The 17,379-nt window shown below is 36.5% G+C and carries 7 protein-coding genes and 1 pseudogene; 6 read left to right on the forward strand and 2 right to left on the reverse strand.

The features are described from left to right. Positions 1–133: 133 nt before the first annotated feature. The 5 genes from porU (at position 134) to J3D55_RS17580 (ending at position 14,092) form a co-directional block, all read left to right on the forward strand. Entirely contained in the window at positions 134–4,033 is a 3,900-nt protein-coding gene (porU, locus tag J3D55_RS17565; protein ID WP_259132779.1) for a type IX secretion system sortase PorU, read from the forward strand. A gap of 60 nt (positions 4,034–4,093) precedes the next feature. Next, positions 4,094–5,257, forward strand: coding sequence for a type IX secretion system outer membrane channel protein PorV (porV, locus tag J3D55_RS17570; protein ID WP_259132780.1), 1,164 nt, complete (start codon positions 4,094–4,096; stop codon positions 5,255–5,257). Positions 5,258–5,539: 282 nt separating this feature from the next. Then, positions 5,540–11,269 (forward strand): FIDD domain-containing protein, encoded by a 5,730-nt coding sequence (locus J3D55_RS17575; RefSeq protein ID WP_259132781.1) that lies wholly within the window; start codon positions 5,540–5,542, stop codon positions 11,267–11,269. Positions 11,270–11,468: 199 nt separating this feature from the next. Further along, positions 11,469–11,738, forward strand: coding sequence for a T9SS type B sorting domain-containing protein (locus J3D55_RS22590; protein ID WP_374759524.1), 270 nt, complete (start codon positions 11,469–11,471; stop codon positions 11,736–11,738). Positions 11,739–11,806: 68 nt separating this feature from the next. Further along, positions 11,807–14,092, forward strand: coding sequence for an FUSC family protein (locus J3D55_RS17580; RefSeq protein ID WP_259132782.1), 2,286 nt, complete (start codon positions 11,807–11,809; stop codon positions 14,090–14,092). Here J3D55_RS17580 and J3D55_RS17585 read toward each other — a convergent pair. Then, positions 14,073–14,687, reverse strand: a complete 615-nt coding sequence (locus tag J3D55_RS17585) for a 4'-phosphopantetheinyl transferase family protein (RefSeq protein ID WP_259132783.1) — start codon at positions 14,685–14,687, stop codon at positions 14,073–14,075. The two genes, J3D55_RS17580 and J3D55_RS17585, sit on opposite strands and share 20 nt — an antisense overlap. Before the next feature lie 378 nt (positions 14,688–15,065). Beyond that, positions 15,066–15,596: a HugZ family pyridoxamine 5'-phosphate oxidase gene (locus J3D55_RS17590; protein WP_259132784.1), complete on the reverse strand. Its 531-nt coding sequence runs from the start codon at positions 15,594–15,596 to the stop codon at positions 15,066–15,068. Positions 15,597–15,766: 170 nt separating this feature from the next. Between J3D55_RS17590 and ahcY the strand changes: the two are divergent. Continuing rightward, positions 15,767–17,084: pseudogene (gene ahcY / locus J3D55_RS17595) on the forward strand (adenosylhomocysteinase). Positions 17,085–17,379 lie beyond the last annotated feature (295 nt).

Here is a 17,379-nt window from a genome sequence, read left to right on the forward strand (position 1 = left end):
AAAAATAAATTATTCAATAAATCAAGTAAAGAGTTGATTTTTTTGAAAAACGTTAACAAATTAATTTTATTGTATCACAATTTAATTATAAAATTTTCATTTATTTTGTAATTCAGAAATTTCAAAAATAAACATGAAACAAAAAATCTTACTTTTATTTTTACTAAGCTTTGCATCATCGCTCTGGTCTCAAAGAATAGCCATCGAATGGGACGGCTCTGTAATTAAAGACTTCGGTGAAACAAAACTAAATCTTCCTAATTTTAAAAATCAGGGATTTTCGTTCAGCCAAAATAACATTTTTATAACAACGAAACAAAAAGTTGGCGAAAAACAGCTGAAAGTTTCTAATCCTGTCTGGGAAAATGTTTCAAGTAGAGATTTATTTTCGTTGAGTAAAGAGCTTCTTCCGGACTATGAAGTAAAAGACATTGTCTATTACGATTCTGAAGGAGAAAGGTATGCCAGTTCTACTGTGTCACTTTTTAAAAAAGTAAAAGGACAGGTGCAAAGATTGTCTTCATTTGAAATTTCGGAGACCAATCTTTCTAATAGTATCGGTAATACTTTAAAGGTGGGAACGACAAACAATCCTCTATCAACAGGAAATTTTTATAAAATAAAAGTTGATAAATCCGGTATTTTTAAAGTAACAAAACAGTTTTTACAAGACAATGGTATTAATCCTTCGTCTGTAAATCCCAAAAATTTCAGAATTTACGGAAACGGAGGAATTCTTCTTCCGGAATATAACCAAGATGTAAAATACAGTGCCCTTCAGGAAAATGCAATTCAGGTGGTAGGGGAAGATGACGGCGTTTGGAATGACAATGATTATGCATTGTTTTATGCCCAAGGTCCAAATGGCTATAATCTTTATAACACAGCAAACGGAAATGGTTTTAAGAGAGTAGACACAAGAAGTGACCCATCTGAAGGTGTAAAAAATATTTATGAAGATTTTTCTTATTATTATATAAATTTTGACAAAGGTCCGGGCAAAAGAGTTCAGCCTGTGGATCTCAACTTACCTGCTACTCCACTTATTACTCGATTTGATAATTACCAAGTAGTAAATAATGACCAAAAAAACCTAATGAAAGTGGGTAGAACGTGGGTAGAGGATGCGCCTTTTATTACAGATAAAACAGTTACCTTTACAACAGCAACGCCCATTCAGGGAGGTGATGTGATACGATACAGAGCCCAGGTGGTAGCTTATAAATCGCAAAAAAATACAATTGGAATTGATATTAATACTCAAAATCCTTTTTCCCAACTTGTTCCACAGCCAGACCAAGGCTCAACATATGAATTTTATCCAGTAAACTATTCCGGCACCATTACAGGATTGAGCGGAACTCAGATTACGTTTAATCTTAAACCTGATATTACCGTAAACCCTAATGGAACATTTTATCCTGATTATTTTGAAGTACAATATAAAGATAATTTAAGCTTTAATGGGACTCAAATGAGTTTTCGAGATTATTCATTAGTAAGCGGAAGCAATACTGCTTATGGTTTCAGTTTATCTAATGCCTCTGCGGCAGAACAAATCTGGGATGTTACAGACATTACGAACGCTAACAGAAGAGTGAATAAGGCAGCAGGAAATACTACTTTCAACTTTGGGTATGCAGCTGCCGATCAAAATTTTAATAATGAATTTGTGGCTTTTAGAGCTGATGCAGCCTTCAGTCCTCAGTTTGTAGGAAGAATTAACAATCAAAACCTTTCGGGATTACAAAATGTAGATTATCTGATCATTACAGTTCCTGAAATGATGGGACAGGCTCAAAGATTAGCAAGTTATCATCAGACAAAAAACAATTACAACGTACAGATTATAGATACAGATAAGATCTATAATGAATTCGGAAGTGGAAGCAGAGATCTTACGGCAATCCGTGATTTTGTGACTAAACTAAATACACCTTTGGGTACTTTGAAGTATGTATTTATTTTGGGAGATACTTCTTATGATTTCAAAAACAGACTTCCTAATAATTCGAACGTCGTTACGAGTTACCAAAGTGCAAATTCTCTGGATGTAGTAAGATCTTTTGTTACTGATGATTATATTGTCATGACAAAACCGCAAACTACTCAGTATATCGAGTCTAATTTGCCAGATCTTCCCGTTGGCAGACTTCCGGCAGGAAATGTAACTGAAGCGGCAAATATGATCGATAAAACATTGGCATATTACAACAGCTTATCAGGACAATCTACTCCTTTCGGGGAATGGAAAATGAAACTGGATTTCGTAGCAGATGATGATAATGACGGAGGTACTCCTTTCCACACGGTAATGAACAACGCTTTAGTTACAGTTTTCGAACAACCTGCTTCTACAAATCTTAGAGAATATAACGTAAGAAAGCTTTATCTAGACGCTTTTCAGGGACAAAGTACAGCAGGTGGACAAAGATATCCTCAGGTAAATCAAGCCATTTCCAATGATATTGGTAACAGCTTATATCTTTTCTATTTCGGACATGGAGGTATTAACGGATGGGCTCAGGAAAGAGTTTTAACATTAACTGAAGTTCAAAATGCCAATAATTTCTCCAATGTTTATAGCAGATTCCCATTTGTATCAACCATTACTTGTGAATTTACCCTTTGGGACGACCCGGATACGTCTTCTGCAGGAGAGCAGTTCCTTAAGCTTAAACAAGGAGGTCCTGCTACAATGATTACATCAAGCCGTGCCATCGATGTAGGGTATGGTGTTGCTTTTACAAATACATTTACTCAGAACATTTTTAAGCTTACAAGCGATGATTTTGACACTTTAGGATATGCCCATTTAAATGCAAAAAAAGCACATGGTCCTTCAAGCGAACATTTAAAAGTGAATCTTTTGGGTGATCCTGCCATGAAACTGAGCAGACCTAAAAGATTATTAGTGATAGACGCTATAGACAGTCCTGTTCCTGGATTGATCAGAGGGTTGGATTTTGTTAAAGTTAAAGGTCACATCAACAATCCGAACGGAACGGTAAATACGACTTTCAACGGAAGAGTTGTAATTAACATTTTCGATAAAAGATTAAATAAAACAACTTTAAATAACGACGGCGGACTAACGCCGGTTCTATCTTACACAGAAGAAGGAAGTGCGATCGTAAAAGCTTCCGGAATGGCTGTAAACGGTGTTTTCACAGTAGAATTCTATGTTCCTAAAGATATTAATTATGCAGTGGGCGAAGGAAGAATTTTAGGATATGCGGATAATAAAACGAGTGATGTATTCAACAATCAGGCGGTGCAGGTTGGTGATATTAACCCGAACGGAATCAACGATAATGAACCACCAAAAGTAAAATTATACATGAACAACACCAACTTCGCAGATGGCGGTATTACAGACCAAAATCCGATGTTATTGGCGTGTGTTACAGATGATACAGGAATTAATTCAACAGGTTCTGGTATTGGTCACGATATTACAGTATATTTGGACGGTCAAATTATTAATACCGTTGTATTGAATGATTTCTATGCATCAGGTGAAGGAAACGGATGTTTAAGCCCAAGTTTGGCAGATTATCAAAAAGGAAATGTAACCTATCCTTTTAGAAATCTGGCGATAGGACAACATCAATTAACGTTTAAAGTTTGGGATATAAACAATAATTCGACGACAAGTACGTTAAATTTTGAGGTTAAGGATGAAGCCGATCAACATTTGATTATCAACAGACCGTTGAACTGGCCAAACCCTTTTACCAACAAAACGTACATTCAGTTTGAGCATAATTGTGACGATATTCTGGATGTGAACGTGCAAATTTATACAATTACAGGAAAATTAGTGAGAACTTTATCTACACCTGTGGTTGCAGAACCGTTCCTACAGGGCTTTAGAACGCCACGTCAGGCAATAGAATGGGACGGAAGAGACGATTTTGGGTCTACAGTAGCAAAAGGTACGTATATTTTTAAGATATTTGCAAAAAGCCAAAATCAAGAAAAATGCAAAGGAAGTGCTACAGCTGTAGAAAAAATGGTACTTTTGAAATAATTTTAAAACGATAACAGTAATAATATTAACAAAAAACTGATAATATATAAAAGACAACATATGAATTTAACTACTAAACTGCTTTTAGGAATTGGGTTAAGTGCTGGTTTTTTAGGCTATTCTCAAGATTTAAGTCTTGTAAGACCAGTATTGACGGGAGCTCCTTTTCTAAGAATTGCTCCGGATGCAAGAGCCGGAGGTATGGGAGATCAAGGGGTGGTAACCTCTCCTGATGCATTTTCTCAATTCTGGAATGCTGCGAAATATCCTTTTAGCAGAACAAGTTCTTCCGTAGGGTTAAGCTACACACCTTACATGTCGAAACTTACCAATGATGTGTTTTTATTGTATGGAGCGTTCCATAAATTCTTAGGGCAGGAAGAAAGATCTACCATCTCTGCGAGTATCTATTACTTCAATATGGGTGAAGTAGATTTAACTCAATTAGTAGGAAACGATGTCACTTCATTAGGGACATCAAAGCCAAACGAATTCTCTATTGACGTTGCTTATGGTCTTAAACTTTCAGATTCTTACTCAATGGCTGTTACGGGTAGATTTATCCGTTCAGATTTAGCCGGAGGTTTCAACACCGATACTACCTTGAAGCCTGCAAACTCTTTTGCAGTAGACGTTTCAGGTTACTATACTTCTCCTAAATTCTCTGGTTTCGGAGGTATGGATGGTAAGTTGAACGCTGGTTTTGCTGTTCAGAACTTAGGTCCGAAATTAGATTACACAGGAAACGAAGAATCTAGATCTTATCTTCCGACAATGGCAAGATTAGGACTTGGTTACGACTTATTTCTTGATGATATGAACAAAGTGGGAATCAGCTTTGAAGGTTCTAAAATCTTAGTTCCGGGTTCAGAATATGTAGGAATGGATCCTAATACAAGACAACCGATCTACGAAATACCAAACGTAGGACCAATTGCAGGTATCGGAAAATCTTTTAAAAACAAAAACTCTATCATGATGAGTGGGGCTTTAGAATATTCTTATGACAATGCATTTGCTGTAAGAACAGGATATTTCCACGAAAGTGAAGAGCAGGGAGCAAGACAGTTTGCTACCGCAGGTATCGGATTAAAGTACCGTTCTTTCGGACTTGATATTTCTTATCTGATTAATATGTCTAAAATTAATACGGCATTGGATAACACCCTTCGTTTTGGTCTTACTTGGAACATTGGTGATGAAACATCTAACGTAGATTATTAAAAAACATATCTTTTATAAATACAAAGCTCCATTTTATGGGGCTTTTTTTTGTGTTTACCCATTATTAAATAATTAAAAACAAATCACATCAAAATACTAATAATCAACTCATTAAATTAATAAAGTAGTAATGCAGTAGATTTCTTTTTATCGAGTTTATATAAGTTTGCAAAAAAATTATAGCCTATCAGTTTTTCATTTCTGAATATGTTATAATTGGTTATTCGTGCTTAAATAAGAACTTAAGAACGAACAGCCTTTGTATTAATCTAAACACATAAAATGATAAAAAAACTATTTACTTATCTTACTATATTTTTGTGTACATATAGTAATTTTCTTTCCCAAACGCATCAGCTTGTAGGTAACCCGGTAAACACAACGGGATGGAGTATTGTTCCGTCTGCAACTGTGAATGGTGATTTTATACAACTTACATCAGATAATTATTTACAGGTAGGAGGTATTCAATTAGATGAGCCTATCAATCTTAGATATTGCAAAAAATGGAAAATAGAATTTGATTTTAGAATTGATGGAAGTGGTAAAGCTGACGGCTTAGCATTTTGGTATTTGGAAAATCCCCCATCTTCTTATGTAAATGGAGCAGGATTGGGTATTCCTTATAATGCCGCAGGATTGATGATTGGCTTTGATGTCTTCAACAATTCAACCGAAAATTCTATGAGCAAGGTTCATATTTTATACGGGGTTAATAATGGCAATCCAGCAAATATCGAATTTAATAATACTCCAGGGAGTTCATACCATTCATCTAATCTTAGCGCAACAATACCTTTTGTAGGATCAACTTATAAACATGTAGAAGTAAATGGCCAAGAAGATCCGGCTAATCCGGCTAATTGGATTATAAACATGAAAATAAATGGAAACCTCATTGTAAACCAATCATTTACTCCTTCAGGCAGTGCAATAGGGCTTACTCAGGGATATTTCGGATTCTCTGCTTCCACCGGTGCATTTAGCGCAAGACATTCTATTAAAAATGTTAAAATATATACCGATAAAGTTGCTATTTTAACACAAACGGCATCTCAATCTTTTTGTCAGGGATCATCTACAGTAGATCTTACTTCTTATAATTCTCAATTCGTCAGTAACCCTGGAAATTACACTTTTACTTATTTTGAACAAGGCAGCACTGTTCCCATATCAAATCCCACAAATTATCAATTCACTACAAGTAAAACAATTTCAGTAGTTGTAAAAGATAATTCCGGTCTCATTTGTGATAATGACGAAGCAAAAATACTGCTTACGGTCTCCGCTTGCTTAGACAGTGATAACGACGGTCTTATCGACGATATAGATCTGGATGATGATAATGATGGTATTCCGGATAATGTTGAATGCCCTACCCAATTCTATTGGACGGGACCCATTAGTTTCTCCCCAGATAAAACCCAAGCTCAGGGAGTAATAAACGGAATAGACTATACTTTTACGTCAAGTAAACCTATGATTGCTTCAACATCTGTGTATAATCATTCATTCTTTCCGGCTTCATATGCTGTTCCTAATAATAATCCCACAATAGGTAATACTCAAGCTTCAACCAATACATTAACATTTGCCCAGCCAATGGTGGATCCTATATTAGTATTCTCATCTATTGGAAGTACTTCCATAACGGTTCCTATTATATTTAATAAGCCTGTTCAAGTTTTATGGTCTTATTCTCAGTCTGGATATTTTGTCATTAATTCTCCAACTCAAATTACGGCATTAGAAGGTTATACTATCATTAAAGTACCTGGTACTCATAATTCTATTTCTTTCGATTATACGGTCTCAGAAAATTGGAGTAATTTTACCTTTGGCGCCAATCCAGCACCTCTTTGTGACACAGATAATGATGGTATTCCCAATCATTTAGATCTGGATTCTGATGGAGATGGATGTTTTGATTCTATAGAAGGTGATGAAAACGTCACAACATCTCAAATCAATGCCAATGGATCTATAGCAGGAGCTGTAGATGCTCAAGGAGTTCCGGTTTTAGCTAATACCGGCGGAGCTGCAGATATTGGAGGAGATCAGGGACAAGGTATTGGTTCTTCTCAAGATTCATCTATTAATCCTTGTGATTGTGATCCTCCCGTAATCACAAGCTCTTCTTCAACCATTTGTTTTGGAGGCAGCGTAACGCTTACCTCTGATCATGCAACAGGAAATGTTTGGTCTACTGGTGAAACCACTCAAACCATTACCGTAACTACACCAGGAATCTATACAGTACTCTATTCGGATAATGTGTGTACAAGCGCAGCGGCTTCTGTTACTATCGCAGCCGAGCCGGATCCCAATGTTCAAATCACAGGAAACTTAGTTTTATGTCAAGGAGCAAATCAATTGACAGCATCTTCCACCGGAACTGGGAATACCTATACTTGGTCAACAGGTGACACGGGAAATACAATCTCTGTATCAACAGCAGGATCTTATACCGTAACGGTTACTACACCTTCGGGTTGTGAGTATCAAACATCAGTTACCGTTACACAAGGTGTGGTACCGGTTGTTCAAGATGCAAGTTTAAGCTTATGTTCAAACTCGGCAACGGGAACTTTTGATCTTACTACAGCGACTGCTGATATTAGTACAACTCCTGGTGTCATTTTTACCTATTACATCAATCAGGCAGACGCTATTGCAGGAAACGGAAATACCATCCCAACTCCCACAGCTTTTACTTCTGCCAATACTATAATATATGTAAGAGTTACATCCGCTCAAGGATGTTTCAAGGTTGCCGAACTACAATTAACTGTAAATATAGAAGTTGTGCCGGTAATTACAGCCTCAGCCAATGTTATTTGTAACAATACTCCCATTACCTTAACTTCTAGTTTTGCTACTGGTAATATTTGGTCTACAGGAGAAACTACCCAAACGATTACAGTTTCTAATGGTGGAACTTATACTCTGACCAACAATAACGGAACTTGTGTAAGTAATACTGTTTCTATCACAATTGCTCAGGATATGGATCCTAATGTTCAAATTACAGGAAACCTAATTTTATGTCAGGGAGCAAATCAATTGACAGCATCTTCCACCGGAACTGGGAATACCTATACTTGGTCAACAGGTGACACGGGAAATACAATTTCTGTATCGACAGCAGGATCTTATACCGTAACGGTTACTACGCCTGCGGGTTGTGAGTATCAAGCATCAGCTACCGTTACACAAGGTGTGGTACCGGTTGTTCAAAATGCAAGTTTAAGCTTATGTTCAAACTCGGCAACAGGAACTTTCGATCTTACTACAGCAACGGCTGATATTAGTACAACTCCTGGTGTCATTTTTACCTATTACATCAATCAGGCAGACGCTATTGCAGGAAACGGAAATACCATCCCAACTCCCACAGCTTTTACTTCTGCCAATACTATAATATATGTAAGAGTTACATCCGCTCAAGGATGTTTCAAGGTTGCCGAACTACAATTAACTGTAAATATAGAAGTTGTGCCGGTAATTACAGCCTCAGCCAATGTTATTTGTAACAATACTCCCATTACCTTAACTTCTAGTTTTGCTACTGGTAATATTTGGTCTACAGGAGAAACTACCCAAACGATTACAGTTTCTAATGGTGGAACTTATACTCTGACCAACAATAACGGAACTTGTGTAAGTAATACTGTTTCTATCACAATTGCTCAGGATATGGATCCTAATGTTCAAATTACAGGAAACCTAATTTTATGTCAGGGAGCAAATCAATTGACAGCATCTTCCACCGGAACTGGGAATACCTATACTTGGTCAACAGGTGACACGGGAAATACAATCTCTGTATCAACAGCAGGATCTTATACCGTAACGGTTACTACACCTTCGGGTTGTGAGTATCAAACATCAGTTACCGTTACACAAGGTGTGGTACCGGTTGTTCAAAATGCAAGTTTAAGCTTATGTTCAAACTCGGCAACAGGAACTTTCGATCTTACTACAGCGACTGCTGATATTAGTACAACTCCTGGTGTCATTTTTACCTATTACATCAATCAGGCAGACGCTATTGCAGGAAACGGAAATACCATCCCAACTCCCACAGCTTTTACTTCTGCCAATACTACAATATATGTAAGAGTTACATCCACTCAAGGATGTTTCAAGATTGCCGAACTACAATTAACTGTAAATATAAAACCCGTTCCGGTAATTACAGCCTCAGCCAATGTTATTTGTAATAACACCTCTATTACTTTAACTTCTAGTTTTGCTACCGGTAATATTTGGTCTACAGGAGAAACTACCCAAACGATCACAGTTTCCAATGGTGGAACTTATACTTTGACCAATAATAACGGAACTTGTACAAGCAATCCGGTTTCTATTACAATTGCTCAGGATATGGATCCTAATGTTCAAATCACAGGAAACTTAGTTTTATGTGAAGGAGCAAATCAATTAACTGCATCTTCCACCGGAACTGGGAATACCTATACTTGGTCAACAGGTGACACAGGAAATACAATCTCTGTATCAACAGCAGGATCTTATACCGTAACGGTTACTACACCTTCGGGTTGTGAGTATCAAGCATCAGCTACCGTTACACAAGGTGTGGTACCGGTTGTTCAAAATGCAAGTTTAAGCTTATGTTCAGACTCGGCAACAGGAACTTTCGATCTTACTACAGCGACTGCTGATATTAGTACAACTCCTGGTGTCATTTTTACCTATTACATCAATCAGGCAGACGCTATTGCAGGAAACGGAAATACCATCCCAACTCCCACAGCTTTTACTTCTGCCAATACTACAATATATGTAAGAGTTACATCCACTCAAGGATGTTTCAAGATTGCCGAACTACAATTAACTGTAAATATAAAACCCGTTCCGGTAATTACAGCTTCAGCTAATGTTATTTGTAATAACACCCCCATTACTTTAACTTCTAGTTTTGCTACCGGTAATATTTGGTCTACAGGAGAAACTACCCAAACGATCACAGTTTCCAATGGTGGAACTTATACCCTCACCAATAATAACGGAACTTGTATAAGCAATCCTGTTTCTATCACAATTGCTCAGGGAATCGATCCTGATCTTCAAATTACAGGAAATTTAATATTTTGCGAAGGAGATTCTACTACACTTACAGCCAATACTAACGGAACCGGAAATACCTATATTTGGTCTACAGGAGATACAGGTAATACCATTACTGTAACAACTCCGGGAGTTTATACCGTAACGGTTACTACAGCTTTGGGATGCCAGTATCAAGAATCGGTAACTGTAAATATGGATCCTCTAATTATTGTAGACATAGTCGCTCCTTCACAATCAATTACTTGTATTGTTCAAGAGATTACATTAGATGCGACAGCTTCTGTGTATGGGTCCGGAGCTACTTTTTCATGGGTAGCAACGGCGGGTGGAAATATTGTTTCGGGAGCAAATACATTAAATCCTGTAGTAGATGCCGGAGGAATTTATACTCTTACAATTACCAGTGCAACTCCATCAGGATGTGTAAAACAAAGCTCAGTAACGGTGATACAAGATACTACACCACCCCCTATTTCCCTTACTGCACCTGCTCTTGCAATATGTAAAGGAGAATCTATAATACTTACTGTATCAGGAGCGTTGACTTATACTTGGACAGGACTACCGGGAAATGGAAATACCCAAACAGTTTCCCCAACATCTACAACCAGCTATACCGTATCCGGAGTAGGAGCCAATGGCTGTACTGCTGAGACAACAATTACGATTACTGTTGTTCCGGCGATTATTTCTTCATTATCAGATATCCAGATTTGTGAAGGTAACGAAGGCTTATTAGATGCCGGATCTGGTCCCAATTATACATATAGCTGGAATACCGGAGAAACATCCCAGACAATAAGCCCGACTCAGGAAGGAAACCTATATAGTAACTATAAACAACGGAGTTTGTTCAAAAGAATTTTCGGCGACAGTTTCATATTCCAAGGTTCCGGAAATTCTGGAAATTATATATGAGAATGATGCCTTAACAATTAAAGCAAAGAATAATGAAACTTCACCACTGGAATATTCTATCGACAACGGAATTGTATGGCAAAGTTCCAATATATTCAATAATGTTCATAGAAATACGGAATATACCATCAGAGTAAGAAATGTAAGAACTCTATGTGACACTACTGTAGTATATTACACATTTTTCATTCCCAATACCATTACCCCGAATGGTGACGGTCATAATGATGTCATAGATTTCTCAGGAATTAAAAAATTTAAGAATTTTTCGGCCGTTATATTCGATCGTTATGGGAAACAGATTTTCAAAGCCAACGAACAAAACCCGATATGGGACGGAAAGTATCTAGGAAGAGTGATTCCTACAGCAACCTATTGGTGCATCGTATCATGGGAAGACCGAATAAGCAGAAAACAATTTAAAATTTCTACGTGGATATTGCTCAAAAACAGAAGGAATAATGAGTAAAAACATATAAATCTATAAAAGTCTCATATTTATGAGGCTTTTTTGTTTTCATTAATTATTTTTGTACTATGAACTATTCCGCGGAACTTAAAAAATTCGTTACCAGTCAATATGTATACTCTGCGATCAGAATTACATTGGCTACTGTTTTGCCATGTTTGGTTCTCGCCCACTTTGGGATTTTGAAAGAATATTTTCTTTTTCCGCTCGGCACGAGTTTCGTAGCACTTACTGATCAGCCGGGACCGTTTATCCGAAGAAGAAATGCACTTACTTTTGCCATTATCTGTTTTGTATTGGTTTCGTTGATCGCCAGTTTAGTCATGAATTTTAAAATTCTGGTGTTTGCAGAAATTATCGTCTTTGGAATGTTCTTCTCTTTAATCGGAGTTTACGGACAGAGATTAGCCGCAGTTGGTTCGTTATCATTGGTTGTTCTCGCGATCTTTATTGACGGGCATTTAACAGGAACTAATATTTTTAAAAGTTTATTGATTTTCGCATCGGGTTGTGCTTGGTTTTTATTGATATTTTTAATTGTAACCACCATTCAGCCGTATAAACTGGCAAGTCAGATGATTGGAGAAAATTATCTTCAGCTCGCCGAATTTTTAAAAATTAAAGCCAATTATTACCAAAAAAATCCTGATTTCGATAAACTGACAACACAAGTTATCGCCAAACAAATCGGAATAAAAAACCTTCAGGAAGAAACCAGAGAAACCGTTTTCAAAACAAGAACCATCGTTAATGAATCGACGACAACAAGCCGTTTGCTAATGTTGATGTTTTTGAATTCGATGGATCTTCATGAAAAACTGATGACTTCAGAAAGTGATTATCAGAAATTACAGCAAAGTTTTGATGATACGCCAATTTTAGTCAATATCCACGATTATCTGAATTTGCTTGCCGAAGAAATTACCAACATCGGAATTTCGCTTCAGATCGGAACAAGAGCAAAGCCGATGGTTGACCTTGATACTGAATTAAGAAATTTAAGTCAGAATTATTTCGATCTCAGAAATAAGCAAATTTCTCCTGATAATTTTGAAAATTTCATGGTTTTGCGCCAGATTTTAATGCGTATCAACGAAATCACGAAAGAAATCAACGAGATCTATAAAGTGTTTTCACAAAATGTAAAACTGGCAAAAAGTCTTTCCACAGGATTAGATTTAAAAAAATTCATGCCGAATGAAGAGAAACTTAATTTTAAAGTTTTAAAAAATAATATTTCATTTTCGTCTTCTCATTTTCGTCATGCCTTGAGAATTACGATTGCTTTATTACTGGGATATTTGTTTTCATTATTTCAGTTTTTGGGAATCGGACATACGTATTGGATATTAATTACCATTGTCGCGATTTTAAAACCCGCCTACTCCATCACCAAACAAAGAAATCTCCTGAGATTGTACGGAACGATTGCCGGAGCTTCGATTGCCTACGGAATTCTTCATTTTCTTAAAATTAATGAGCTTTTGTTCGGTATTCTTTTATTAAGCATGATTATGTGTTTCAGCTTTTTGAAGGGACGATATTTTTGGGCGGTTTTGTTTATGACGATTTATGTATTCCTGAGTTTTAATTTTTTAAGTCCGGGAAAAGTAGATATTATTTTCAGAGACAGAATTGTAGATACGATCGTTGCGGGAGTTATCACTTCACTGGTGGCTTATATTGTGCTTCCGGTTTGGGAACATACCCAGAATTTAGATTTAATGAAAAAATCTGCGGAATCTAATTTAATGTATTTTCAAAGTGTGATTTCTAAATTTCTGGAAGAAGATTTTGATGTTGAAGATTATAAAGTAAAGCGTAAAAATGCCATCATTTCTTTAGCCAATCTTTCCGATAACTTTCAGAGAATGATTTCTGATCCTAAAAATCAGCAGAAAAAACTGGAAGTTGTGCATCAGTTTGTGGCGACTTCACATTTGATCACCGCTTATACCGCTTCCCTTTCTCAATACGTAAAAGACGACGAAAAATATCCCGAAATAGATGCAGAAGGCTGGAGCAGAAAAATCGAAGCCGAAATGCAAAAGGTTACCAATCTTTTAAACGGAGATATCATCACGGAAACCTTAAAAAAAGAAAGCCGCATCGAGCCGGAAGATTCTTCTCTTGATGATCTTATTTTGAAAAGAAGAACGGAACTCATTGAAAATGAAGGCTACGATTTAAGAGATCCCGATAAAATATCACATTTAACGGAGCTAAAAAATATTCATGATGTGTTGGAACTGATTTTTGATGTTGCCAAAGAACAGAGAAAAGTAATCGAAAAATACAAAAACGAGTCTAAAGATATAGAAACGATCGAAACGGCTATTCCTCAACAATCGTAAAACAGTAATCGTCGAAAAATTCTACTCTCGCTTTAAATTCATCGGAAATCTGCTCGTCATAAACCCTGCATTTAATAAGATGAAGATGTTTCAGCTCAAAAGGTCTTACTTCGTAATGTTTTTTCAGAGACCAATGCTTGGAATGATGAATTTTGTACATGCTTTCCTTTACGCTCCAAATAATGGTATAATATGTCACTTCATTATCAAAAGGAATGAAACCTCTTTCAGTTTCAAACGTAAACTTATCGATTACCCTTAAAATTTTAGGATTAAACTTCTCAATATCGATCCCGATTTTATTTTTAGAAATAGCAATCGCAGCAAAAGGAAAAGAGTGTGTAATCGAAATTTCTGCATCTTTTGGAGACAAAAAAGGTTCTCTTTCTTTATATAATATTTTCGAATGCGGTTTTAATCCTTTCAATAATTTACGAACCATCAAAACCTCCAGTAATTTCTTGGGATGATAATCCTTTACTTTTTCGGCATTTTCGGGCTCTAAAAGTTGATGAATATCCAAATCTTCGGTTTCATCGTATTTCCATACGAGAATCGTGGCATTGTCATCAGAAAAATCGCGGTAAAGAGGCATGAATTTGTTTATTGGGTAAAAGTAGTAATTTTTTTTTTGGCTGGAAGTGAGATGTGGGATGTTGGAAGTTTTTACTACTAACCGCCTCATTTAAAATTTTTAACGCAAAGTTTTATTTATATTAAGCTAAATTTTAGGGAGCAAAGAGAAATCAATTGTGTTGATTTGATGAAGCAATTGTTTTAACATTGTACGTTAAAGTATTGCTTAGATCCTTCCAGGATGACAAACTAAACGTAAAAATTTAAATTGAAACAAAAAAAACCACTCAAATCCAAGACCTAAGTGATTTTTTATATTATTTTAAAAAGCTAAAAGCAATAAAGCAGTTAGTAGTAAAACTTCCCGCTTCCCTCTTCCAGCTTCCTTCTTAAAAAACTATTTCGATTGGTGGTTCACATCATTTCTATGCTCCATAATTTCAAGATTTGCATCTACGAAATAAGCGCTTCCGAATCCGTTCACATAAGAACCTTTTACAGGATGAAGACCGATTAAGATGAAATCTTTCATTTCAGAAATTACATCTACTACTTTTCCGTGAGTTTCTTTTAATTGAGAAACAACTGTGTTCCAGGTTTCAGAATCTCTTTCAACCTGAGAAGTTGATGCTTCGATTGTTAATCTCTCACGAGCATAGATTTGCTTTGATGCAGATTCGTCCTCAATGAACATTACTGAAGTTTTTCTTCCGTCGGCAAGGTTTTTAGTATGTTTTGCCATGAAAGAAACCAAGATATAAAACGTATTTTCTACCTGTACAAATGGTGCATAGCTCGAATTGGGCGTTCCTTCTGCATCTACAGTTGCCAAGATTACACTTTTCGTTCTTCCGATTAATTCTTTAACTTTTGGTGTAAGTGGTTTCGCTGTTTTCTGAGCGTCCTCCTGAGTAGGTGTATGGTTCATAATTTGATAATATTTTTAATCCTGCAAAAATAGTTTATTTAGACTAAAAAAAAATAATTTTCACAATATATAATTTCATATAATTGATCTGAAAGTTCGGTTTTTATATCTTAATTATTAATCGTAATTTTGCATCTCATTTTAATTCGAATTAAAACTTATTCATACATATGAGTACTACAACACAATACGTTCCTTATAAAGTTAAGGATATTTCTCTAGCAGAATGGGGAAGAAAAGAAATTACTCTTGCAGAAGCAGAAATGCCAGGTTTGATGTCTATCCGTGAAGAATACGGACCGTCTCAACCGCTTAAAGGAGCAAGAATCGCAGGATGTCTTCACATGACAATCCAAACCGCTGTACTTATCGAGACATTGGTAGCTTTAGGAGCTGAAGTTACTTGGTCTTCTTGTAATATTTTCTCTACTCAAGATCATGCTGCTGCTGCAATTGCTGCTGCAGGAATCCCTGTTTACGCTTGGAAAGGCTTAAATGAGGAGGATTTTGACTGGTGTATCGAGCAGACTTTATTCTTCGGTGAAGACAGAAAGCCATTAAACATGATCTTGGATGATGGTGGAGATTTAACAAACATGGTTTTTGATAAATACCCTGAATTCACGAAAGATATCAAAGGACTTTCTGAGGAAACGACTACAGGAGTTCACAGATTGTACGAAAGAATGAAGAACGGAACTTTGGTAATGCCTGCAATCAACGTAAATGATTCGGTTACTAAATCTAAATTCGACAACAAATACGGATGTAAAGAATCTGCAGTAGATGCTGTAAGAAGAGCTACAGACCTTATGCTTGCTGGGAAAAGAGTGGTAGTTTGCGGATACGGAGACGTAGGTAAAGGTACTGCTGCATCTTTCAGAGGAGCGGGTTTCTATCGTTACGGTTACTGAAATCGACCCAATTTGTGCGCTTCAGGCTGCAATGGACGGTTTCGAAGTAAAAAGATTAGATACTGTAGTTGATAACGCAGATATCATCATCACAACTACAGGTAACTTCAACATCGTAAGAGGAGAGCATTTCCTTAAAATGAAAGATAAAGCTGTTGTTTGTAACATCGGTCACTTCGATAACGAAATCGATATGGCTTGGTTGAACACCAACTACGGTTCTACAAAATCTGAAGTAAAACCTCAAGTAGATATCTATACATTAGAAGGTGGTAAAGAAGTTATCATCCTTGCTGAAGGTAGATTGGTAAACCTTGGTTGTGCAACAGGACACCCAAGTTTTGTAATGTCGAACTCTTTCTCTAACCAGACTTTGGCTCAGATCGAGCTTTGGAACAACTCTGCAGCTTACGGAAATGAAGTGTATATGTTGCCTAAACATTTGGATGAGAAAGTAGCAGCTCTTCACCTTAAAAAATTAAGCGTTGAGCTAGAAGTTCTTTCTACTGAACAAGCTGAATATATCGGTGTTGATGTAAAAGGACCTTACAAACCTGAGTATTACAGATACTAAAAAACGTTATCCTTTTATAGTGCGCTTGTCGAACTATCGAAGGATCTCAAAATATACAAACTCTCCAATTTTTTGGGGAGTTTTTTTGTTTTTTAGGAGCTATTTCCAGCTTTCCGCTGTATCTTTTTGGTTACGGGCTCCGCTGCGCTCCGCCCGCAACCAAAAAGGATGTCGCTACAATCTGGGCTAGGAAAGTTGTTTGTCTCAAATGAAGATATTTGTTAGTTAGAAATCTTTCTATCTGTTATCTTTCTTTGTAAACATCTAGGCAAAAATTCTTTCGAATTTTCGCAAC

It is taken from the genome of Chryseobacterium ginsenosidimutans (assembly GCF_024807225.1).
Lineage (GTDB): Bacteria > Bacteroidota > Bacteroidia > Flavobacteriales > Weeksellaceae > Chryseobacterium > Chryseobacterium ginsenosidimutans.

Bases quoted from the DNA above. Each gene is read 5' to 3' on its own strand.
- J3D55_RS17585 (WP_259132783.1), bottom strand. From the start codon at position 14,687: ATGCCTCTTTACCGCGATTTTTCTGATGACAATGCCACGATTCTCGTA.
- J3D55_RS17580 (WP_259132782.1), top strand. From the start codon at position 11,807: ATGAACTATTCCGCGGAACTTAAAAAATTCGTTACCAGTCAATATGTA.
- porU (WP_259132779.1), top strand. From the start codon at position 134: ATGAAACAAAAAATCTTACTTTTATTTTTACTAAGCTTTGCATCATCG.
- J3D55_RS17575 (WP_259132781.1), top strand. From the start codon at position 5,540: ATGATAAAAAAACTATTTACTTATCTTACTATATTTTTGTGTACATAT.
- porV (WP_259132780.1), top strand. From the start codon at position 4,094: ATGAATTTAACTACTAAACTGCTTTTAGGAATTGGGTTAAGTGCTGGT.
- J3D55_RS17590 (WP_259132784.1), bottom strand. From the start codon at position 15,596: ATGAACCATACACCTACTCAGGAGGACGCTCAGAAAACAGCGAAACCA.